At 45.1% G+C, this 21,671-nt stretch carries 18 protein-coding genes; 17 read left to right on the forward strand and 1 reads right to left on the reverse strand.

What is annotated here, in order from left to right:
- Nucleotides 1-3: 3 nt before the first annotated feature.
- The 12 genes from NFS18_RS05845 to NFS18_RS05900 all read left to right on the forward strand — a co-directional run bounded on the left by NFS18_RS05845 (nucleotide 4) and on the right by NFS18_RS05900 (nucleotide 13,925).
- Nucleotides 4-1,071 (forward strand): branched-chain amino acid ABC transporter permease, encoded by a 1,068-nt coding sequence (locus tag NFS18_RS05845; protein ID WP_251388945.1) that lies wholly within the window; start codon nucleotides 4-6, stop codon nucleotides 1,069-1,071.
- Nucleotides 1,072-1,076: 5 nt separating this feature from the next.
- The gene (locus NFS18_RS05850) at nucleotides 1,077-1,835 is read left to right on the forward strand and encodes an ABC transporter ATP-binding protein (protein ID WP_251388898.1); all 759 of its coding nucleotides are present in this window, start codon (nucleotides 1,077-1,079) and stop codon (nucleotides 1,833-1,835) included.
- A gap of 11 nt (nucleotides 1,836-1,846) precedes the next feature.
- Entirely contained in the window at nucleotides 1,847-2,557 is a 711-nt protein-coding gene (locus tag NFS18_RS05855) for an ABC transporter ATP-binding protein (RefSeq protein ID WP_251388900.1), read from the forward strand.
- A 13-nt stretch (nucleotides 2,558-2,570) separates the two neighbouring features.
- The gene (locus NFS18_RS05860) at nucleotides 2,571-3,206 is read left to right on the forward strand and encodes a cytidylate kinase-like family protein (RefSeq protein WP_251388902.1); all 636 of its coding nucleotides are present in this window, start codon (nucleotides 2,571-2,573) and stop codon (nucleotides 3,204-3,206) included.
- 119 nt (nucleotides 3,207-3,325) lie between these two features.
- Complete coding sequence (locus tag NFS18_RS05865) at nucleotides 3,326-6,817, forward strand: PD-(D/E)XK nuclease family protein (RefSeq protein WP_251388905.1); 3,492 nt, start codon at nucleotides 3,326-3,328, stop codon at nucleotides 6,815-6,817.
- Between the two features lie 122 nt (nucleotides 6,818-6,939).
- Nucleotides 6,940-10,632, forward strand: a complete 3,693-nt coding sequence (gene addA, locus NFS18_RS05870; RefSeq protein ID WP_251388906.1) for a helicase-exonuclease AddAB subunit AddA — start codon at nucleotides 6,940-6,942, stop codon at nucleotides 10,630-10,632.
- A gap of 21 nt (nucleotides 10,633-10,653) precedes the next feature.
- Nucleotides 10,654-10,923 (forward strand): DUF1294 domain-containing protein, encoded by a 270-nt coding sequence (locus NFS18_RS19695; protein ID WP_251388908.1) that lies wholly within the window; start codon nucleotides 10,654-10,656, stop codon nucleotides 10,921-10,923.
- A gap of 264 nt (nucleotides 10,924-11,187) precedes the next feature.
- Nucleotides 11,188-11,511: a PadR family transcriptional regulator gene (locus NFS18_RS05880; RefSeq protein ID WP_251388909.1), complete on the forward strand. Its 324-nt coding sequence runs from the start codon at nucleotides 11,188-11,190 to the stop codon at nucleotides 11,509-11,511.
- Nucleotides 11,508-12,260 carry a DUF1700 domain-containing protein gene (locus tag NFS18_RS05885; protein ID WP_251388912.1) on the forward strand — a complete coding sequence of 251 codons (753 nt, stop codon included), beginning with the start codon at nucleotides 11,508-11,510 and terminating at the stop codon, nucleotides 12,258-12,260. The genes NFS18_RS05880 and NFS18_RS05885 overlap by 4 nt, the downstream gene beginning before the upstream one ends.
- Nucleotides 12,261-12,263: 3 nt before the next feature.
- Nucleotides 12,264-13,181, forward strand: a complete 918-nt coding sequence (locus tag NFS18_RS05890; RefSeq protein WP_251388914.1) for a DUF4097 family beta strand repeat-containing protein — start codon at nucleotides 12,264-12,266, stop codon at nucleotides 13,179-13,181.
- A gap of 128 nt (nucleotides 13,182-13,309) precedes the next feature.
- On the forward strand, nucleotides 13,310-13,492 hold the full coding sequence (locus NFS18_RS05895; protein WP_251388917.1) for a PspC domain-containing protein: 183 nt from the start codon (nucleotides 13,310-13,312) through the stop codon (nucleotides 13,490-13,492).
- A 31-nt stretch (nucleotides 13,493-13,523) separates the two neighbouring features.
- Entirely contained in the window at nucleotides 13,524-13,925 is a 402-nt protein-coding gene (locus tag NFS18_RS05900) for a molybdenum cofactor biosynthesis protein MoaE (protein WP_251388919.1), read from the forward strand.
- A 59-nt stretch (nucleotides 13,926-13,984) separates the two neighbouring features.
- Here the strand turns inward: NFS18_RS05900 and NFS18_RS05905 are convergent, their stop codons facing one another.
- Nucleotides 13,985-14,854 (reverse strand): AraC family transcriptional regulator, encoded by an 870-nt coding sequence (locus NFS18_RS05905; RefSeq protein ID WP_251388921.1) that lies wholly within the window; start codon nucleotides 14,852-14,854, stop codon nucleotides 13,985-13,987.
- Nucleotides 14,855-14,989: 135 nt separating this feature from the next.
- Between NFS18_RS05905 and NFS18_RS05910 the strand changes: the two genes are divergently transcribed.
- The 5 genes from NFS18_RS05910 (at nucleotide 14,990) to mobB (ending at nucleotide 21,440) form a co-directional block, all read left to right on the forward strand.
- Nucleotides 14,990-16,252 (forward strand): NAD(P)/FAD-dependent oxidoreductase, encoded by a 1,263-nt coding sequence (locus NFS18_RS05910; RefSeq protein ID WP_251388923.1) that lies wholly within the window; start codon nucleotides 14,990-14,992, stop codon nucleotides 16,250-16,252.
- Nucleotides 16,249-18,384: a molybdopterin-containing oxidoreductase family protein gene (locus NFS18_RS05915; RefSeq protein ID WP_251388925.1), complete on the forward strand. Its 2,136-nt coding sequence runs from the start codon at nucleotides 16,249-16,251 to the stop codon at nucleotides 18,382-18,384. Before NFS18_RS05910 ends, NFS18_RS05915 begins: the two co-directional genes overlap by 4 nt.
- A 24-nt stretch (nucleotides 18,385-18,408) precedes the next feature.
- Nucleotides 18,409-18,909: a 4Fe-4S dicluster domain-containing protein gene (locus NFS18_RS05920; RefSeq protein ID WP_251388927.1), complete on the forward strand. Its 501-nt coding sequence runs from the start codon at nucleotides 18,409-18,411 to the stop codon at nucleotides 18,907-18,909.
- Nucleotides 18,910-19,149: 240 nt separating this feature from the next.
- Nucleotides 19,150-20,364 (forward strand): molybdopterin molybdotransferase MoeA, encoded by a 1,215-nt coding sequence (locus tag NFS18_RS05925; protein ID WP_251388929.1) that lies wholly within the window; start codon nucleotides 19,150-19,152, stop codon nucleotides 20,362-20,364.
- A complete protein-coding gene (gene mobB, locus NFS18_RS05930; RefSeq protein ID WP_251388931.1) occupies nucleotides 20,361-21,440 on the forward strand; it encodes a molybdopterin-guanine dinucleotide biosynthesis protein B in 1,080 nt (359 codons plus the stop codon). The genes NFS18_RS05925 and mobB overlap by 4 nt, the downstream gene beginning before the upstream one ends.
- Nucleotides 21,441-21,671: the final 231 nt, after the last annotated feature.

The raw sequence follows: 21,671 nt of genomic DNA on the forward strand, positions 1-21,671 counted from the left end.
GGGATGATGAAAATGAAAGCTATGAACAAAACAACAAAAACCAATTTCATTACCTATCTTCTGGTAATCGTGATATATATCGTGGTGCAGACGCTTGTGATGTCAGGAAGTATGTCAAGTCTGATGCAGGGACTTCTTGTACCTCTTTGTGCTTATGTGATTCTGGCAGTTTCGCTGAATCTCACAGTGGGTATTCTTGGAGAGCTGAGTCTGGGACATGCGGGATTTATGTGTGTGGGAGCATTTTCCAGTGCATTTTTTTCAAAATGTATGGTAGATGTGATTCCGAGCGCGGGGCTCAGGTTCTTCTTTGCATTGCTGATCGGTGCAGTGACGGCGGGGGTCTTCGGTATTCTGATCGGAATTCCGGTTCTCCGTCTGAAAGGTGATTACCTTGCGATCGTCACACTGGCTTTTGGTGAGATCATTAAAAATATCGTAAATATCATGTTTATCGGAAAGGATGCAAATGGATTTCATTTCTCCACAAAGGATGCGGTTTCTCTTGGCATGGAACCTGATGGAGTGATTATTGTCAATGGCCCGCAGGGAATTACGGGGACTCCGAAAGATTCAACATTTACAATCGGAGTGATTTTGATACTGATTACGCTTTTTATTGTGCTGAATTTGATTCATTCCAGAAGCGGACGTGCAATTATGGCAATCCGCGACAACCGGATTGCGGCAGAATCTGTGGGAATCAATGTAACAAAGTATAAAATGATGGCATTTTCTGTATCAGCAGCGCTGGCTGGTGTGGCAGGTGTCATTTATGCGCATAATCTGGCGACATTGACGGCGCAGCCGAAGAATTTCGGTTATAATATGTCTATTATGATACTGGTATTCGTTGTATTAGGCGGAATCGGAAATATCCGTGGTTCTATCATTGCGGCAATTGTGCTGACACTGCTGCCGGAATTGCTGCGCGGATTAAGCGATTACCGGATGTTGATCTATGCAATTGTGCTGATTGTTATGATGCTTTATAACTGGAGCCCGAAAGCAATTCAGTGGAGAAAGAAATATTTATATTTCTTAAAGTTTAAAGTGGAAGAGGAGGTTTAAGAGTGATGGCATTATTAGAAGTAACGAATCTGGGAATTTCCTTCGGCGGACTTCGTGCTGTCAACGAGTTCCACTTAAATATTGAAAAAGGCTGTATGTATGGTCTGATCGGACCAAACGGCGCAGGTAAAACGACCGTGTTCAATCTTTTGACCGGTGTGTATAAGCCGGATACCGGGATCATTAAGCTGGACGGTGACAATATAGTCGGCAAGAGCACCATTGAGATTAACAAAGCGGGAGTTGCCAGAACATTTCAGAATATCCGTCTGTTTAAGGAACTGACAGTGCTGGATAATGTAAAAGCAGGACTTCATAATCATTATAAATATTCTACAATTGAAGGAATCCTGCGTCTTCCAAATTATCGAAGAATGGAAAAAGCAATGGATGAAAAAGCAATGGAGCTTTTGAAGGTCTTTGATCTGGACGGGGAGGCTCAGACGCTGGCATCCAATCTTCCTTACGGAAAGCAGAGAAAGCTTGAGATCACACGGGCGCTGGCGACAGAACCTAAGCTTTTGCTTTTGGATGAGCCTGCGGCAGGTATGAATCCGAACGAAACAAAGGAACTGATGGAAACAATCCGTTTTGTACGTGATACATTTGATATGACAATTCTTTTGATTGAACATGATATGAAACTGGTATCTGGTATCTGCGAGAATCTGACTGTGCTGAATTTTGGACAGGTACTGGCAGAGGGGAAAACCAGCGATGTGCTGAACAATCCGGAAGTAGTCAAGGCATATTTGGGTGAATAGGGGGTGACGTCATGGCAATGCTTGAGGTAAAAGATATTGAAGTATATTACGGTGTGATTCAGGCGATCAAGGGCATTTCCTTTGAAGTCAATGAAGGAGAGGTCATTGCCCTGATCGGCGCCAACGGTGCGGGTAAGACAACGACACTGCATACGATTACAGGACTGCTGTCCCCAAAGAAAGGTTCCGTTTTATTTGAAGGGCAGGATATCACCAAGGTTCCGGCACACAAGATTGTATCGCTGGGAATGGCACATGTACCAGAGGGACGCCGTGTATTTGCAGAACTGTCTGTATACGAGAACCTGAAAATGGGAGCTTATACAAGAAAAGACAAGACGGAGATTGAGGAGTCATTACAGATGGTCTATAAGCGTTTCCCGCGTCTGGAAGAGAGAAAGAATCAGCTTGCAGGAACATTAAGCGGCGGAGAACAGCAGATGCTGGCAATGGGACGTGCCCTTATGTCCAAACCGAAGATCATCGTGATGGATGAACCTTCAATGGGGCTTTCTCCGATACTGGTCAACGAGATTTTTGACATTATCAAGGAAGTCAGCGCCAGTGGAACGACAGTTCTTCTGGTAGAGCAGAATGCGAAGAAAGCGTTATCCATTGCGGACCGTGCATATGTGCTTGAAACGGGCAAGATTGTGCTGGAAGGCGATGCGAACGAATTGATGAACGATGATTCTATTAAGAAAGCATATCTCGGAGAATAGGGGGATTCGTATCATGGAAAATATTGTAGTAACGATTGCAAGACAGTATGGAAGCGGCGGTAAAACGATCGGAGAAATGTATGCAAAGGAACTGGGGATTCCGTGCTACGGACGGAATCTGCTCCAGATGGCGTCTGAGGAAAGCGGGATCAACCAGTTGTTGTTTAATCAGTTGGATGAGAAGCTTCGCAACAGTCCGTTGCTTCGCATGACAACAGACATATATGATGGGAAGGTGATTCCGCCGGGAAGCAAGGATTTTGTATCAGCCAAGAATCTGTTTAATTATCAGGCAGAAGTCATCAAGCGTCTGGCGAAAACAGAGACATGTGTTATCGTAGGACGTGCAGCCGATTTTGTGCTGAAAGATTATCCGAACGTAGTCAGCGTATTTGTACATGCATCGCCGGAATTCAATCTGGACAGGGCGATGGAGCGCAATAGTATGACAACAGAGGAAATGAAGAAATTCATTGCAGTGACAGACAAGTACCGTGCAGATTATTACAAGCATTATACGGGAAGAGAGTGGTCCGACGCAAGAAATTATGACCTCTGTTTAAACAGCGGAAAACTAGGATTTGAGAAATGCGTGGAGGAGATCAAAGCGTATATAAAGGTGAGATTTGAGTTGCCAAGCATGCGATAAAACAGACAGGAGATATAAATGAGTCAGCCGGGAAATTGCTATTTTCTGACTGACTTATTTCTTTAAATTCTGTTACAATTCAGTAATATATAAATCTTACAATAATGGGGAGGTTCTTTATGTCATTGCAGTTTATTTTTGGTAATTCGGGAGCGGGAAAATCCCACTTTTTATACAATTATATTGTGCAGGAGTCCATGGCGCATCCGGAATTGAACTATCTGGTTCTTGTTCCGGAGCAGTTCACTATGCAGACGCAGAAGGACTTGTGTATGACACATCAAAGACATGGGATCATGAATATCGATGTGCTTAGTTTTGTGCGCCTTTCGCACCGTGTATTTGAAGAAACAGGACGAGGGACGAAGCGGATTCTGGATGATGAGGGGAAGAATCTGATCTTGCGGAAAATCGCCGGGCAATATGAAGACGAATTGAAGGTGCTGAAGGGCAACTTGAAAAAACAGGGTTATATCAGTGAAGTAAAGTCGGTGATATCTGAGTTTACCCAGTATGGGATCGGATTTGAAGAATTGGATACATTTCTGGAGTCATTGGAGCCGGAGAGCTATCTGGCATATAAATTGAGAGACATCCGTAAGGTATATGAGGGGTTTGAAGACTACCTTTCTGATAAATATATTACGAAGGAAGAATTATTAGATGTATTGAGCGATGCAGTGCCGGAATCTGCGCTTTTAAAAAACAGTGTCGTAGTACTGGATGGATTTACCGGATTTACCCCGGTACAGAACCGTCTGCTGGGAGAACTTCTGAAGGTGTGCCGTCAGGTGATCGTAACGGTGGTGATAGATGAAAGAGAAGATGCTTTTACCTATCGTCATCCCTATCAGTTGTTTGCGATCAGTAAGCAGATGGTGACTTCGCTTGCAGCAATAGCAGGGAAATGTAAGACGGCGGTGGAGGAACCGGTCTGTCTGTATGAAAAGCCGGTGGTCAGATTTAAAGAGAATCCCATGCTGGGATTTCTGGAGGAAGAGTTGTTCCGGTATTCGGGACGAAAATATATTGTAGGGGAAGACAGCAGAAAGACAGAGAATGCATCTCTGGCGATTTCCATTCATGCCACGAGAAATCCTCGGGAAGAAGCAGAATTTGTGGCTGCCAAAATACGGTGTCTTGTGCGGGAAAAGTGCTGTCGTTACCGGGATATAGCGATTATCGCCAGTGATATGAATGCCTATGCAGATCAGTTAGAGGCGCAGTGCTGCGCTTATGGCGTACCGATTTTTATGGATCATAAGAAAAGCATACTCCTCAATGCATTTGTGGAGTATGTGCGGAGTCTTCTGGCAATGGAGGAGCAGAACTTTTCATATGAGAGTGTATTTCGGTTTTTACGAACTGACATGACCGGATTTACCCGTGAAGAAGTGGACAAGCTGGAGAACTATGTCATTGCCCTTGGTCTGCGCGGTTATAAGAAATGGCAGGGCGCGTGGGTACGAAGAACCTCCGGTGTAGGAGAAGAAGAGCTGGCAGAACTCAATCATCTGCGGGTGCGGTTTGTAGAAATGACAGACGGTCTGACGGGTATTTTAAAAAAGCGCGGCAAAACGATCCGAGATGTGACTCTGGCAGTCTATGAATTCTTACGCCGGGAGCAGATACAGGAACAGATTCAGGCAATGGAACTGAGATTTCAGGCAGAAGGTGAATTGGCTCTTGCGAAGGAGTACTCTCAGATTTATCGGATCGTGATTGATTTATTCGATAAGTTTGTAGAGCTTTTGGGAGAAGAAAGGATTTCGCTCAGGGATTACTGCGAGCTTCTGGACGCGGGACTGGAAGAGGCAAAGGTAGGAGTGATACCGCCAGGTCTGGATCAGGTCGTGATCGGAGATATGGAACGGACACGTTTGAATAATTTGAAAGTATTGTTCTTTGTAGGGGCAAATGATATGTTTCTTCCGGGCAACCTGGGGCAGGGAGGTCTGCTGTCTGAGCGTGACAGGGAGAAATTTGCCGGACAGAAACTGCCGCTTTCTCCGGGAATAAAAGAGAAAACATATATTCAGAAATTCTATTTATATATGAATCTGACCAAGCCTTCAAAACAGCTTGTGATTTCCTATGCAAAGGCATCTGCGGAAGGGAAAGCGCTGCGTCCTGCATATCTGGTACAGGATCTGCTGCGGATGTTCCCGGAAATCAGTGTGACAGAAGAGGAAAATAAGAAACTGTCTGTACGGGAACTGACTTGGAGCGGCGGCATGAAAGAGCTTGCCGCGGGACTGCGGAACAGGCATCTGGGATTCAGTGATGAGTGGAAAGAGCTGTATACATGGTACACAGACGAGGAACGAAAGCGGGAGGAAACGACCGATGACCTTGTGATGGCTGAAAAGATAAAAATTCATCGTTTGCTGGATGCGGCTTTTTACCATAAAAGGGCAGAGCAGTTATCGAAAGACACTGCTCAGGAATTGTTTGGCGATTTAACCCGTGTGAGCGTGACCCGGCTGGAGCGGTTTGCGTCTTGTGCCTATGCACATTTTTTGACATACGGACTGCATCTGTCTGAACGGGAGCGGTATCAGTTTGAGCCTATGGATCTGGGAAATATTGCACATCAGTCTATGGAGCGTTTTGCAAGAAAGGCAGATGAAAGGCAGCTGGACTGGACAGAAATGTCCGATGAGGCGCAAAGTGGTCTGATTGAAGAAAGTGTGGAGGAAAGTATTGTAGATTATGGGAATACGGTGCTTTACAGTACGGCGCGTAATGAGTATATGATCACCCGGATCAAGCGGTTGATCCGCCGCTCTGTATGGGCGTTGACAAAGCAGATGGAGAAAGGAGATTTCCGTCCGAGCGGATATGAGCTGAAGTTCGGAAGCGGTAAGATTGACCGGATTGATACTTGTGAGGATGACGGAACAGTTTATGTGAAGGTGACGGATTACAAGACGGGGACGAAGGCGTTTGATATTACGGCATTTTATTACGGATTACAGATGCAGCTTCCGGTGTATCTGAATGCGGCTATGGAACTTGAGCAAAAGAAACACCATGGTGAAAATATTGTTCCGGCGGGAATCTTTTATTATCGCATGAAGGATCCGATCGTAGAGAAAGAGAAGAATGATACGGTGCTGGAAGAAAAACTTTTAAGAGAATTAAAGCTGGACGGACTGGTCAATGCAAAAGAAGCAGTGCTTCAGCACTTAGAAAGGGATCTGAGAGGATTTTCTTACCTGAATCCTATTGGACGCAATAACGATGGAAGTCTGAAAGCAAACTCTAAGGTGCTTTCAGAGGAAGACTTTCTGGAATTTCTGGAATATACGAAGCAGAAAGAATCCGAATTGAAGGCAGAGATGGCAGACGGCGCGGCAGGGGCGGAACCATATGAACTGGGGGATGGCACCGGATGTGATTACTGTGCCTACAGGGACATCTGTGGATTTGATATACGGATCGAGGGTTGTAATTACCGTACACTGGAAAAATATTCCTCAGAGGAGGTAATGGCAAAGATCCGGAGTGCGCTGGGAAACGAAAAGAGCGGCGATCATGCAGAAAATATAGATGAGAAAGGTAACAGTTCAGCCCAAGACTTTGCACTGGCTGCAAAGTCCGTGAAATAACGTACAGGTAGAGAAGCATCAAGCCACCACGAAGTGGTTTTGCATGGCTTGATGCCTGTAACAGGAAGCCGAAGGCTGAACTGTTACTGAGAAAGGGTTACACAGATAGAAGGAGCGGTTTGATGGGTGTGCAATGGACAACAGAACAACAGAAAGTAATAGAATTAAGGAACAGGAATATCCTTGTGTCCGCGGCGGCAGGTTCCGGTAAGACCGCCGTACTTGTAGAGCGTATTATCCGGATGTTGACAGATGAAACTGCTCCGGTGGATGTGGACCGCCTGCTTATCGTGACATTTACCGAAGCGGCAGCAGCAGAAATGAAGGAGCGTATCCGAGGGGCAATTGAAGTGGCGTTGGAACAGAATCCGGGAAATGTGCATTTGCAGCGGCAGGCAACATTGATTCATAGTGCGCAGATTACGACCATTCACAGTTTCTGCCTGTCGGTGATCCGGGAACATTTTCATGTGATCGATATAGATCCGGGATTTCGTATTGCAGAAGAAGGAGAGTTAAAACTGCTAAAGCGAGATGTACTGGAGAATCTGCTGGAGGAATGTTATGCCGGTGGAACAGAGGAATTTCTGGAACTGGTGGAGAAATTGGGAGACGGGAGAACGGATAAGAAGCTGGAGGAGTTGATTTTACAACTATACGAATATTCCCGCAGCTATCCCCAGCCGGAAAAGTGGCTTAGAGAGTGCGTGGAACAGTATGTACAATGTAAAGCATTTATGGGAAAAGCAGAAGAACGGATACACCAGTATCTGCAGGATATGCAAAGGGTTTTGGACACTGGAAGGAAAGTATGCGAGGAACCGGACGGACCTTATATGTATGCAGAAATGCTGGAATCTGATCAGGCGCAGATTGAGAAGGTCATACAGGCGGAGCATTTTGAAAGTATGTATGAGCATATGGCAGCTTTGAAGTGGAAAGCCCTTTCTCGAAAAAAGGACGAGTCTGTATCGGCAGAAAAAAGAGAAGCGGTAAAAACGCTGAGGGATTCTGTAAAAAAAATGACGAAAGATTTGATATCTGCCTATTTTTATGAAGAGCCGCAGGAACTGTTTCAGGATATGGCAGATGCCGGTCGGACCATGGATGTACTTGCAAAACTGGTGAATCAGTTTGCAAAAGCATTTGCAGAGGAAAAGCAGAGAAAAAATCTGATTGATTTTGGAGATATGGAGCAGTTTGCTCTTCGGATATTGACTGTGGAACAGGATGGGGCGCTGGTTCCATCGGTTACGGCAAGGGAATATCAGGAGCAGTTTTATGAGGTCATGATCGACGAATATCAGGACAGCAATCTGATACAGGAGGCAATTCTGACAAGTGTGTCTACAGTGAGTCAGGGGAAAAACAACATTTTCATGGTAGGAGATGTGAAACAGAGTATCTACCGTTTCCGTCTGTCCAGACCAGAACTGTTTATGGAGAAATATGATTTGTATTCTACAGAAGACGGGGAAAAGCAGAGGATCGATCTTCACAAGAATTTCCGGAGCCGGAGTGAGGTGCTGGATGGAGTCAATTATATTTTCCGGCAGATCATGTGCAAGGATCTGGGCGGAATTCAGTACGATGATAAGGTGGCACTGAATCCGGGCGCAGAGTTTGAGCCGGATATGGACGAAGAAGGGGCATCCCGTCAGAAGATGGAACTGATCTTGGTGAATCCAGATTGGCAGAAAGAAGCCGGGGACGGCGGCGATGTGGGAGAACAAGGCGCAGTTTTGGAAAAAGGGGCGGCAGAGGAACGTGGAAGAGGCGAGGAAATCGAAGAGACTGCCAGAAGGCTGGAAGCAAGGATCATCGCCCGAAGAATTAGGGAAATGGTACGCACAGCAAATGTGACAGATAAAAAAACAGGGAAGCTCCGCCGCGCGGAGTACAGGGATATTGTTATCCTGACACGGAGTATCAAAGGCTGGGCAGATGTATTTTCAGCAGTTCTTGCGGAGGAAGGCGTACCTGCGTATGCCGGAAGCAAGGAGGGGTATTTTGAGACGTATGAAGTCAGTATTCTTCTGGACTATTTACAGCTCTTGGATAACCAGAGGCAGGATCTGCCTCTGGCAGCAGTTCTGACCTCACCTTTTGTAGGCTTAAGCGCACAGGAGCTGGCTGAGATCCGGCTGGCGGCAAAGGACGGCTCCTTTTACGAAGCGGCAGAAAGGCTGGCACAATGCAGTCAGACGGCAGAAAGCGGTACGCATGCGCAGAGCATCTGTAAAAAATTAAGACGATTTTATAAACAGCTTACACAGTTTCGGGAAATCGTTCCTTACACAGCAATCCACGAATTATTGCGGAAGCTGACGGAAGAAACCGGATATGGATTGTATATTGCGGCGATGCCGGGCGGAGAGCAGCGTCTGGCGAATCTGGATATGCTGGTGGAAAAGGCGTCTGCTTTTGAAGGAACCAGTTATAAGGGTTTGTTCAATTTTGTAAGGTATATTGAGCAATTGCAGAAATATGATGTGGATTACGGAGAAGCGAATCTTGCCGATGAACAGGCAAATACCGTACGGATCATGAGTATTCATAAGAGTAAGGGATTGGAATTTCCAATCGTATTTGCAGCCGGGATGGGAAAACAGTTTAACACGCGTGATGTGACAGGAAGTATGATTATTCATCCGGAGCTGGGCGTTGGGCTGGATGCAGTGGATCTGGAACGGAGAACGAAGATACCGACCATTTTGAAAAAAGTGATCCAACAGGAAGTAAAGCTGGAAAATCTTGGGGAAGAGCTGCGGGTGCTTTATGTCGCCCTGACCCGTGCAAAAGAAAAATTAATTATGATCGGGCAGGCGGGAGAAAAGCAGCTTATGCAGGTGATCGGATCCGGGGACGGGACGCAGCCAAGAGCTAGTCAGGAGCCGGAAGGTGAAAGTTTTCCGTTTCATCAGCTTGCCGGGGCAAAGAGTTATCTGGACTGGGTACTTCCGGCGCTGCTTTGGGAAGATGCGCCTGTGGCTATCGGTGTGATGGGCAGACAGGAAATCGAACTGGCAGAAAAGGAGGAAGATCTGGGTGATGTACTTGCGAGAGATGTGCTGGAACATTGGAACCGGGGAGCGGTATATGACGGGGAGCTGAGGAAACATTTGGAGCAGCAGTCTGCGTATCTGTATCCTTATGCAGATGAACAGAAATTAAAACTGAAATTTACCGTATCTGAATTGAAGAAACGGGTATATTTGAAGGAAGAGAGTGGGGAACTTCTGTATGAAGAACCCGAAGTAGTTCCTTTGATCCCACAGTTTCTGCGGGAAGAAGAGGAACTGACCGGAGCATCGAGGGGAAGCGCCTACCATAAACTGCTGGAACTGCTGGATTTTAGGAAGGAATATGAGGAAAGATCCCTTGCAGATGCCGTTACAAAGTTAAAAGAAGAGAAAAAATTGTCAGATGAGATGGCAGACTGCATTCGGATAACGGATATTCTGGAGTTTCTGCACTGCGGCGCGGGAGTCCGTATGCAAAAGGCAGCGGTGCAGTCGAAGCTGTTCAAAGAGCAGCCGTTCGTGCTGGGAGTTCATGCGGAAGAAATCTATCCCGATATCACAAGCGATGAAACCATTCTGGTACAGGGAATCATTGACGTATATTTTGAAGAAGAGGGAGAACTGGTAGTATTGGACTATAAAACGGATAACGTCCGTACCGCAGAGCAATTAAAAGAGAAATATCATGCCCAGCTTGATTATTATGCTCAGGCATTGGAACAGCTGCTTCAGAAAAGAGTCAAAGAAAAAATTATATATTCATTTACATTGGGAGAAGAGATTTCAGTATAAAAAGTGAAAGGGTGAAAAGTTATGTTTTTGGAAAGCTGTATTATATTGATCAATGTTATTACTTTTTTATTGTTTGGTGAAGATAAAAAAAGAGCCAGACAGAATAAATACCGTATTCCGGAACGGACTCTTTTACTTTTTGCATTCTTTGGGGGCGCCTTTGGCGCCCTGATTGGAATGAAAACATTTCATCACAAGACCCGTAAACGGAAATTTCGCATTGGAGTGCCGATGTTTTTGATAATGCAATTATTGGTTTTGTTTTTTCTTTTTGTCTTACATAATTCTTAAGAAATTCGTAACTATTCAGCCTATCGGCTTCATAGTTACAAAATCCGCCCTATTTTAAGATCACCTACGGTGAAAGGGCGGATTCTTTTTTCCATCACGCAGTCTTACGGACTTTGCAGCAAGTGCAAAGTCCTGCGCCGAACTGTTACAGAAATTTTTCTAAATTTTCTTATTGACAAATAATATTATACAGAATATAATATAGACACAAACATAATATTAATAAAAGCATAATATTACAAAAAGCAAAAACGAGGTGATCATATGGTATTTAATACCGGCGCTGCGCTTCTGGACGCAATCGTTCTTGCAGTTGTTTCACACGAGGCAGAAGGAACATACGGATACAAGATCACGCAAGATGTGAGAAAGGCGATCGACGTATCTGAGTCCACACTGTATCCTGTCCTCAGGAGACTGCAAAAAGATGAATGTCTGGAAGTATATGACAGACAATTTGACGGGAGAAACAGGAGATACTATAAAACAACAGAAAAAGGGATGGCACAGTTGAATTTATACAAAGTAGAATGGAAGAATTATTCAAAGAAGATTCAGGAACTATTTGAGGGAGGTGAGGCTATATGAATCGGAATGAATTTATGACAAGACTAGAAGCGCTGCTGGCCGATATTTCTTCCGAAGAAAGGGAAGAGGCCCTCCAGTATTATCACGATTATTTTGAAGATGCAGGCGCGGAGAATGAGGCAGATGTTATCCGTGAGCTTGGCAGTCCACAACGGGTTGCGGCGACGATCAAGGCAGATTTGAAATATGATAATGGTGGAGAAGCAGGAGAATTTACTGAACGGGGTTACAGGGACGAACGTTTTGAGAGGAAGGAAACTCCGGCACAGAGAACAGATAGTTCAAGGTATGAAAACGGTACTTTTGATCAGGACAATACGAACACGTACGGCTATGCAGGGGATCAGACAACACAGGAATCACCCCGAACAAGTACGGGATTAAAGATCGCGCTTATTATACTGATCGTACTTGTAGGGGCGCCCATTGTCATTCCGATTGCATTTGGCGTGGTATGTATGGTGCTGGGATTTATGATCGCCGCATTTGCATTCTTCGCGGGTCTGGTTATTGGCGCCATCGGCGTGATGATAGCCGGAGTAGTTATTATTATTGCGGGAATTACACTTCTGGCAACAGCGGTCCCTTCCGCAATGCTGGCTATGGGAACCGGGCTGCTGACGTTTGTGGTTGGATTGATCGGAACAGTTGTAACTGTGAAGCTGTGTATGGTGATGTATCCTGCAATGTGCAGAATTCTTGTAAACATTTGCAGAAAGCCATTTCACAGAGGAAAGGCGGTGGCTTAAATTATGAAAAAGGGATGGAAGGTTTTCTGGATCGTATGCGCCTGTCTTACAGGACTGGGAATCGTATTTTGTATCGGCGGCTGGGTGGCTGGAGCAACATTTGCCGGGATAGAGCACAGTCTGTGGAGATATGAAACTCATGTTGTGCAAAAGATTGAAATGCTGGAAGAAGAATATGAAGACGAGTATTTTGAAGAGGCAGAGGAGAATGAAACTGAAGCCGTATGGGATGAGGGGCTTTCGGGAAATGCTTCAACGGTGACAGATAATTCCAGAGCAAGTTTGGCGGGCATCGGTGAACTGGATGTGGAAGTTAGTTATCTTCTGGTAGAGATTCAGGAAAGCGTGAATGATGAGATTGTATTTTTGACAGATAATATTCCGGAGGAAGTAGAAGATGAACTCGTGCTGCAGCAGGAGGGTGATGAGCTGGAAGTTTATATTCGGAACGAAAAAAAATGGAGAAGAGTAATGAACAGCCGGGGAGAGCTTGCAACTCTTACCATTCAGATACCAAAAAACCATAGTCTGCGTTCTATGGCATTGTATATTGGCGCAGGTATACTGGAAGCAGACGATATACGGGTCAGTGAACTAGAGATAGGAGTCGGCGCCGGGGAGGCGAATATTCATCAGTTCACCGTGAACTCCCTGGAAGTGAAGGTCGGCGCAGGAGAGGCTGATCTTACCGGAACTGCGGCTGCTGAGGCAATCATTGAATGTGGAATCGGTAAGGTGAATTATCAGGCTGTAGGAAGTCAGAAGGATTACAGCTATGATCTGGAAGTGGGCGCAGGAGTGGTTTCTATTGGGAACGAGGACTACAGTGGACTTGCCAATAGCAAGAAGATCATGAATGGCGGTCCTCTGATGGAGATTGAGTGTGGAATCGGCGAAGTGAATATAACCTTTGACAAGTAACAGTGCAGCCAGAATGTGGGACAGTGTTACTGTTCACAGCAGCAGGCTGTGAACAGTAACGGGACAGTTACGACTAGAAAGTGATTTCAACACAATATAAAAATAAAATGGAAAAGAGGTATTAGATTATGAAAAGATTATTACGTTCAACAGTAGACAGAAAGGTTTGTGGTGTATGCGGAGGTGTTGCCGAGTATTTTAATGTGGATCCTACATTGATTCGGCTTGGGTGGGTATTACTTACGGTATGCAGTTTCGGAACAGGTCTGCTGGCGTATTTTATCGCGGCAGTTATTATGCCCGATGCATAAATGGGGAAAATATAAGAAACAGGGGGATTCTATGGAACAGATAAAAAAGACGGCGCCGTCTATGGACGAATGGATGCGGGAGGCTAAGGCAGATGCAAGCGCTTTTGAATGCGGAATGTATCTCTTTCATAATGGGATCGTGCGCAGAAGCGCAAAAGCTAAGGTGCGTCAGGGAGATGAAACTGTCTCTGATGTAACGGGCATGGAGTTTGGCTATGATACAGAGAAGGTTGAAGCAGCAGTAAGCAAAGCACGTCAGATGCCGGGAATTGGCTATGTCCGGGCGTGGTTAAACGAAGGGCGTCTGGAAGTAGGCGATGATATCATGCTCGTGCTGATCGGAGGGGACATCCGTCCCCATGTGATCGAAGCGCTGCAGACATTAGTTGGAGAATTGAAAAATTATTGTGTCATAGAAAAAGAAATATATTAGTGAAAAGATACAGATATGGTATTTAACAAAAAGCTGAATCTGCTGCTTATGCGGCAGATTCAGCTTTTTGTTAAAGTATTGAGATATTCTCTGGGGGTCTGCCCCATATATTTTTTGAAGGTTTTTGTATAATGCGGAGGACTGCTATATCCTACATTGACCGCAATATCAGTCAGAGAACAGCCTTTTGTCATCAGCAGGACAGATTGATTGATCCTGTAAGAGTGAACATAGTCCATAACTGTTGAGTGGGTACACTGATAGAATATCTTGCTCAAGTACCGGTCAGATATTTTTAAAGCAGATGCAATCTCTGGAACCGTGATTTTGTCCATATAGTGTTCGTGGATATAGGAAAGCGCCTGTTCTACATACGGATTGTGAAAGTCAGTGTCGGCAGGATATTGACTGTGTATATTCCTGCTCAAAAGCAAAACCAATTCTAAAATATAGAAATTCATCATGGACAGGTCATTGTTCTTCCAGGATTCATATTCAGCGGCAATATTCTTAATACAGAACTTCAGCTGCTGGTCAGCGGCGCCAAACAGATACTTCTGTGTATACAGCATAAAGTGACGGCGAAGATCGATTTTCAGGATCTGCGGAAGCTGATACAGAGGATTGCTCAGGAAATCCAGATTAAAGTGGATGGAATATACATGGCATGGTTCTGAATCTGCTGTTGAAAAGGCGTGACTGACATAAGGCAGTATAAACAAGAAATCATTTTCATTCATTTGAAGATCAGTTCCTGCAACATTTATAATAAAATGACCTTTCTGGACAATACAGATTTCACATTCACGGTGGGCACGGAAATCAAAGGGCTGCGAGGGATAAATGTCAGAGGAAATTAAAACCCGAAGTAATTTGGATGCTCTTAAAAAGTCAATTGGTGCCAGTGGAGAGTTGAATTCTTTTTTCACGGTGGATTTCCCCCTGATTCTTTTGCGTGTTCTGAATAGTATAAGTTTTGAGAAGATTTAATCCTTCTTATATTGGTAATATTTTAGCACGAATGCTACAATAAATGCAATATGAGATAGAAAGGAAGTGGATTTATGGAGTGCTACGGAATTGTAGGCTTCGGCTGTGCAGGGTATCATGGCGCAAAAGCGCTGAGAGATTCGGGATATACAGGCGAAATCCATGTATTTACAGGGGAGAACGAGGCGCTTTTTAATCCGATGCTGACGACTTATGTGGCGGGCGGCAGGCTGGATGAAGCTGCTTCGTTTCCTTTTGGAAATCTGGGGGAAGCAGCGGAGGCGCTCAATCTGACGGTACATGAAGGAAGAGTGGAGAAGCTTCATACAGAGCAAAAAGAAGTTGAGATGGCGGACGGACAAAGGTTTTCCTTTGAAAAAATTCTGATCGCTGCTGGAGCGGATGCATTTGTTCCCAATATGGAAGGCGGGGATAATGAAAATGTGCTTGTCATGCGAACACTGAAAGACAGCCTCAGATTGAAAGAATTTCTGGAAAATGGAAATATCAGAAAGGCAGTTGTTGTGGGAGCTTCCATGACAGGAATCAAAGTGGCAGAGGTCTTGCTGAACAAAGGGGTTCACTGCGTGTTAAATGATTTTGCCCCGCATATTTTTTCACTGGCAGCGTTGGATCCGATCGCAGAGGAAATTGAAAGACGGGTTCAGGCACGCGGAGTGGAACTGGCTTTCGGGGCAGGAATCAGCTGTGTGACTGAGGATGGCGGCGGTCTTATCGTGGAGCTGACAGATGGATCCTCTTATCCATGTGATCTGGTTGTACTTTGCATCGGAACAAGAGCTGTGACCGGAATACTGGATGAAAAGATCGAGATTAACAAAGGAATTCTGATTGATGAAAGAATGCAGACGAATGTGAAAGGGATTTATGCTGCCGGAGATTGTGCAGAGGGTAAGAACATTCAGACAGGAGCAAGTCAGATAATCGGACTGTGGGCAAACGCGGCTTCGCAGGGAAGATGCGCGGGACGCAATATGGCAGGTTTTTCAGATACTTATGAAGGAAATATCGTGCATAATATCACACATTTTATGGATATGGACTTTATTAGTTTTGGTGATAAGAATCTGCCGGGAGAGACCGTTGTATACAACAATCCGAATCCGGAATTAATGACAGCTGCCAAAGTAGGCGAAGAAGGACTCATCTGCGTGAACATCCTTGGAAGCTATGAAAATACAGGTATCATTAAAAATATGATGATGAAGCGTATGAGAGGAAATAGTACTTCATTTGATACCTTTATGGAAGAGAAGCTAAGACAGCAGGGATTTGATTCTGCATTTATAAAAATACTTGGAGGAGTAAAAGAATGAGTAATGATGTAAACAAACTTCTTAAAGCAAAGATTCCGTGTGCAGAAACCGGGATTGAAGTAAAGAAAACTCTTTGTGATATCTGTGCACCGAATTTTCACTGCGGAATTGACGCTTATGTAAAAGATGGAAAAGTTATCAAAGTTGAAGGTACAAAGGAGCATCCGGGAAGTCATGGCCTGCTTTGTCCGAAAGGAGCCTCAAGCCGGCAGTATATATACAGAGAGGACAGATTAAAGACTCCGTTAAAGCGTGTTGGTGAAAAGGGTGAAGGTAAGTTTGAACCAATCACATGGGAGGAGGCATATACAGAGATTACAAAGAAGTTTAATGTAATCAAAGAGAGTGACGGGGCAGATGCGGTTTCATTTTTCTGCGGATATTCCAAATGGTATCGTCCTATGCTGAAACGTCTGGCATTTTCCTTCGGAAGCAGTAACTATGGAACAGAGTCCAGTGTCTGCTGGCATGCAAGTGATGTGGCATGGGAGACGATGGCAGACGGCTTTTCTGTGCCTGATATGGCAAGAAGCAAGGTGCATCTCGGCTGGGGACTGAATCCTTATTATTCTAACCATCTTGGTATTGCCGGGCTGGAAGGATATAAGAACAGAGGCGGCAAACTGATTATTGTCGATGTAAAGAAAACACTTGCAGCGAAAAAATTTGCAGATATCTTTATACAGATTCGTCCGGGAACAGATGGGGCGCTGGCTCTCGGCATGGCGAAAATCATCATTGAAAATGACTGGATCGACAAAGAATACGTGGAAAATCATACACATGGCTATGAAGCATTTGCAGAGTATGTAAAAGAATTTGATCTGGAGAGGGTACATAAAATTACAGGGGCAGATAAGGAGAAGGTATATGAAGCAGCCAGATTATTTGCTGCGGAGAAACCGGCAAGCATTCATCAGAGTGCATCCCCGATCACCCAGCACATAAATGGATTGCAGAATTATCGTGCGATGAATGCACTGCTGGGACTGACAGGCAATTATGACTGCCCGGGCGGAAACTTTCCGTTATATCCGTTTGATTTTGTGTATCAGATGGGAGGCTTCAAAACAAAAGAGGGTGAATATTATGATGCAGTACGTCCGAAACAGACAAAACCGCGTGTAGGTGAAGTTACTTATCCTCTTTGGGGAAAATGTGTGGATGAGATGCAGATGAGTGATTTCTCCAGACAGGTGCTGGAAGAAGATCCATATCCGGTAAAAGCACTGTTTGGGCAGGGAATGAACGTAGATATGTTCCCAGATCCGGGTAAGATGGCAGAAGCATTGAAGAAACTTGATTTCTTTGTTGCAGTAGATTTATTTGAAACACCGGCTACAAAGCTTGCAGATATTGTTCTGCCGGCATGCAGTTCTTTTGAACGTGGAGAGTGCCGTCTCTATGGCGGTGGATATGCAGCATTTACTAAACCAGTTATTGAACCGCTTTATGAAAGCAAGAGTGATGTTGTGATTCTTCAGGAACTGGCGCAGCATCTGGTACCAGAGGATGAACTGTTGTGTGCAGGTTATGAAGCATTTGTAGATTACTGTTTTGATGATTTAAGTGTCAATGTAGCGGATATGAAAGCAAGTGAGCTGCCGATCCGTGTGCCGGAGTCGAAACCGCCGGTAATCGGAGGAACAAGAGAACATGGATGCCATACTCCGTCCGGCAAGTTTGAATTTGATTCTGAGTTGATCAAGAGCATTCCGGCAGAGTATGGTTTGGATTCACTTCCGACATACAGAGAAGAGTTTGATGATATCCGTGCAGGAAGGGAATTTATTCTTTCGACAGGAGTCCGTCTTCCGAATGCGATTCATTCAAGACTACACAAGGTGCCGTGGGCAAGAAGTATGAGACCGGATCCAATGGCAGATATCAATGATGAGGATGCAGCACGCCTGGGGATCAGTCAGGGAGACGATATCTGTATTGAGACCATACAGGGCAGCGTTACCGTAAAAGCAAATATTTCTTCTACTGTTTTAAAAGGTACTGTTCACCTGTACCACGGATATGAGGAGGCAAATGCAAATGCGCTGCTTCCGGCAGACTGGACGGACCCGTACAGTGGATATCCGGCATATAAGAGCATCGGATGTAATATCAGAAAAGTACATTGATCGTGTAATGTTAGGAGGATTGGAATGAAACTGTATATAGATTTAGATTTGGAAAAATGTTCTGCCTGTGGCGCATGTGCTGTTGCATGTATGGATCAGAATGACATTGATACACAGAGTGAAACACCTTTCCGTAATGTATTTGCAGTAGACAAAAAGGGGAAGGACGGCAAAGAGGCTGTATATGCATCTATCGCCTGCATGCACTGTGCGGACGCGCCGTGTGTAACAGGATGTCCGGTGGGATGTCTGACAAAGGATGAAGATACAGGACTGACACTTTATGATAATACGAACTGTATCGGATGCCATAGCTGTGCAATGGCTTGTCCATTTGGAATCCCTTCTTTTAATAAGATGGGAAAAATGCAGAAATGTGACGGCTGTGCAGAAAGACAACTGCATGGAATGGAACCGGCATGTGTGCGGGTATGTCCGACAGGGGCTTTGAAGGTATATACCGAGGATGAGTATAAAGAAGCAAAAGCCGGACGCTCTATTCAAAAATTATTAGATGTATTATAAAAGGATATAATATTTTTGCCCTCTATGATTATAGGCAAGGGGGAGAAAGATGCCGGTGTGTTACTGTGCACAGTAACACACCGGCATTGTTTACAGTCCAAATGTGCAGGTGATGCAGCAAATGGATATTGACAGTTTTAAATTTACTCATGTAAACTAGGATAACAGGGCGGATTAAGTCAGGAATCATTCATGACAGGCTGAAATGTCAAAGTGCAAAAGAAAATGGAGATGAAAACAATGGTAAGGAATATTGGATTTGAACAGGCCAGAGATTTAATGCTTGATTATGCAGAACCTGTCAGTATAGAGCGGGTTTCCCTGGAAGAATGTGCAGGACGCATTCTGGCGCAGGATGTAGTCGCGCGGGAAAGTGTGCCGGCATTTGACCGTTCGCCATATGACGGGTATGCATTCCGGGCAGTGGATTCGGCGTGTGCTTCTGAGGCGGACCCGGTTATTCTGCATGTGCTGGAGGAGGTTGCGGCGGGAGATGTTCCAAAGCAGGATGTTACGGAAGGAACTGCCATAAAGATACTCACCGGGGCGCCGATCCCACGGGGGGCAGATGCAGTTGTAATGTATGAGAAGACGAAATTTACAGAAACAGAAGTGAGTTTAACAGAACCGGTATGCAGCGGTGATAATATTGTCCGGGCAGGGGAGGATATTTTGCAGGGAGAATTACTGGCAGAAAAAGGAAGCCGGATTGACTGCGGTATAGCCGGTACGTTGTCATCTCAGGGAGAAACTTATCCGCAGGTGTACCGCAGACCGCGAATCGGTCTGATTACCACCGGGAATGAAGTGGTGGAGTCGGATGGTGAGGTGCCGGAAGGGAAAATCAGAAATACGAACCGCTACACATTGGCGGCAGAAGTTTTGAGGAATGGATGTGAGCCAGTCTACATTGGACAGGCAGGAGATGCGATAGAGGAGATAGCAGATCTGATAGAAAAAGGATTGGAAACATGTGATGCGCTGCTGCTGACAGGCGGGGTTTCTGTCGGAGATTATGACCTGACACCGGCTGCGATGGAACGGGCGGGCGTTCATATTCTTGTACGCGGAGTCGGCATGAAACCGGGTATGGCATGCGCTTATGGGGAGAAAGATGGCAAGACGGTTTACGGATTGTCAGGTAATCCGGCATCTGCACTGACAGGGTTCTATGCGGTTGCAATGCCGGTTCTGCGGAAGATGACAGGACGGAAAGACTTCATTCCGCAGGAAATTATGGTGACACTGGCAGATGATTTTCCCAAAAAGAGCCGGTGCACGCGTCTGCTGAGAGGCAGAATGGATTTGAGTGAGGGCACGGTTAAAATGCATATGTCACAAAAACAGGGAAATGTTGTGATCAGCAGCGCCATCGGATGTGATGTACTGGCGATCGTTCCGGCAGGAAGCGGACCCTTAAGTGCCGGCACCGTGTTGAAAGGGTTTTTATTATGATAAAGCAGCCATTTCTATTTGCAGTCAGCGGAGTGAAAAATTCGGGAAAGACAACTTTGATCACAAAGTTGATTCCAATATTCAGAAAGTATGGGCTTCGTGTGGCAACAATCAAACATGACGGGCACGACTTTGAGACGGATGTGCCGGGAACGGATACCTATGCCCATATGCAGGCAGGCGCATACGGAACAGCAGTTTTTTCAAAAACGAAGTATATGATCGTAAAACAAGAGGAAACAGCATCAGAACAGGAATTGGCGGAATCTTTTCCGGAGGCGGATATTATCCTTTTGGAAGGGTTTAAATACAGTGACTATCCGAAGCTTGAATTGGTACGCAAGGACAACGCGGAGGCGCCGGTTTGTCATAATCATGGCTTAATTGCGGTAGTATCAGATTTTGATGTAAAACAAAGCCAGAACAAAGCAGTTCCATTACTGGATCTAAATGATCCGGATGCGGTCGCAGAATTTATTCTGGATTACTGGTTTATTGTGACCAGTCTGTCTATGATGGTTCTCGCAGGCGGCAAGAGCAGCCGGATGGGAAAAGACAAGTCAGACTTATTGTATGAAGGGCAGACATTTCTCCAGAGACAGATTGATAAAGGGAAGGCTTTGGGAATTGCAGATGTTTTCGTATCCGGTTATCAGGGGAGGATGTGTACAGAGCGAATTGTAAAAGACCGTTATCTGCAGAAAGGACCATTAGGCGGTCTGGAAGCAACATTCAGGGAAGTGAATACGCCATATTGTCTGGTGATGACAGTGGATGTTCCGCTGGTAACAGTAGAGGTACTAAGAACATTGATTCGGGGGTTTCGGAGGGCATGGATGGAAGGGCGCGGAAAGGCGGCATGTGTTTTGAAGCATGGGGAGAGAATAGAACCGTTGCTTGGAATTTATCAGACGAATCTGGCAGATGCAATAGAAACAGAAATTGTAGAGGGAAAAGGGCGTGTGTTTTGTTTTCTAGAGAAGATTGGATATGATGTCAGTGAAAGTGATGTACCGGAAGCAGTTTTTGAAAATATAAACTGGTTTGAAGACTATGAGAAGATGAAACAAATGTGAATGATGTTGTGAATATGGAAAGAGGTTTATATCCCCCGGACGGCAAAACGTTTTTAGTTTTGCCGTCCGGTTTTTTGTTGTCATGTGTACGATAAGGCAGTTTTGTAACAGCTTTGAAGAGTGGATGAGGAAATCTTAGATATTTGTGCGTAACAGTTCAGCCCAGGACTTTGCACTGGCTGCAAAGTCCGTGAAATAACGTATAGGTAGGGATGCATCAAGCCACCACGA

Origin of the sequence: Mediterraneibacter agrestimuris, from assembly GCF_943193195.1 — a bacterium.
In the GTDB taxonomy this organism is placed as follows: domain Bacteria; phylum Bacillota; class Clostridia; order Lachnospirales; family Lachnospiraceae; genus Schaedlerella; species Schaedlerella agrestimuris.

Bases quoted from the DNA above. Each gene is read 5' to 3' on its own strand.
- NFS18_RS05845 (WP_251388945.1), top strand. From the start codon at position 4: ATGATGAAAATGAAAGCTATGAACAAAACAACAAAAACCAATTTCATT.
- NFS18_RS05850 (WP_251388898.1), top strand. From the start codon at position 1,077: ATGGCATTATTAGAAGTAACGAATCTGGGAATTTCCTTCGGCGGACTT.
- NFS18_RS05855 (WP_251388900.1), top strand. From the start codon at position 1,847: ATGGCAATGCTTGAGGTAAAAGATATTGAAGTATATTACGGTGTGATT.
- NFS18_RS05860 (WP_251388902.1), top strand. From the start codon at position 2,571: ATGGAAAATATTGTAGTAACGATTGCAAGACAGTATGGAAGCGGCGGT.
- NFS18_RS05865 (WP_251388905.1), top strand. From the start codon at position 3,326: ATGTCATTGCAGTTTATTTTTGGTAATTCGGGAGCGGGAAAATCCCAC.
- addA (WP_251388906.1), top strand. From the start codon at position 6,940: ATGGGTGTGCAATGGACAACAGAACAACAGAAAGTAATAGAATTAAGG.
- NFS18_RS19695 (WP_251388908.1), top strand. From the start codon at position 10,654: ATGTTTTTGGAAAGCTGTATTATATTGATCAATGTTATTACTTTTTTA.
- NFS18_RS05880 (WP_251388909.1), top strand. From the start codon at position 11,188: ATGGTATTTAATACCGGCGCTGCGCTTCTGGACGCAATCGTTCTTGCA.
- NFS18_RS05885 (WP_251388912.1), top strand. From the start codon at position 11,508: ATGAATCGGAATGAATTTATGACAAGACTAGAAGCGCTGCTGGCCGAT.
- NFS18_RS05890 (WP_251388914.1), top strand. From the start codon at position 12,264: ATGAAAAAGGGATGGAAGGTTTTCTGGATCGTATGCGCCTGTCTTACA.
- NFS18_RS05895 (WP_251388917.1), top strand. From the start codon at position 13,310: ATGAAAAGATTATTACGTTCAACAGTAGACAGAAAGGTTTGTGGTGTA.
- NFS18_RS05900 (WP_251388919.1), top strand. From the start codon at position 13,524: ATGGAACAGATAAAAAAGACGGCGCCGTCTATGGACGAATGGATGCGG.
- NFS18_RS05910 (WP_251388923.1), top strand. From the start codon at position 14,990: ATGGAGTGCTACGGAATTGTAGGCTTCGGCTGTGCAGGGTATCATGGC.
- NFS18_RS05915 (WP_251388925.1), top strand. From the start codon at position 16,249: ATGAGTAATGATGTAAACAAACTTCTTAAAGCAAAGATTCCGTGTGCA.
- NFS18_RS05920 (WP_251388927.1), top strand. From the start codon at position 18,409: ATGAAACTGTATATAGATTTAGATTTGGAAAAATGTTCTGCCTGTGGC.
- NFS18_RS05925 (WP_251388929.1), top strand. From the start codon at position 19,150: ATGGTAAGGAATATTGGATTTGAACAGGCCAGAGATTTAATGCTTGAT.
- mobB (WP_251388931.1), top strand. From the start codon at position 20,361: ATGATAAAGCAGCCATTTCTATTTGCAGTCAGCGGAGTGAAAAATTCG.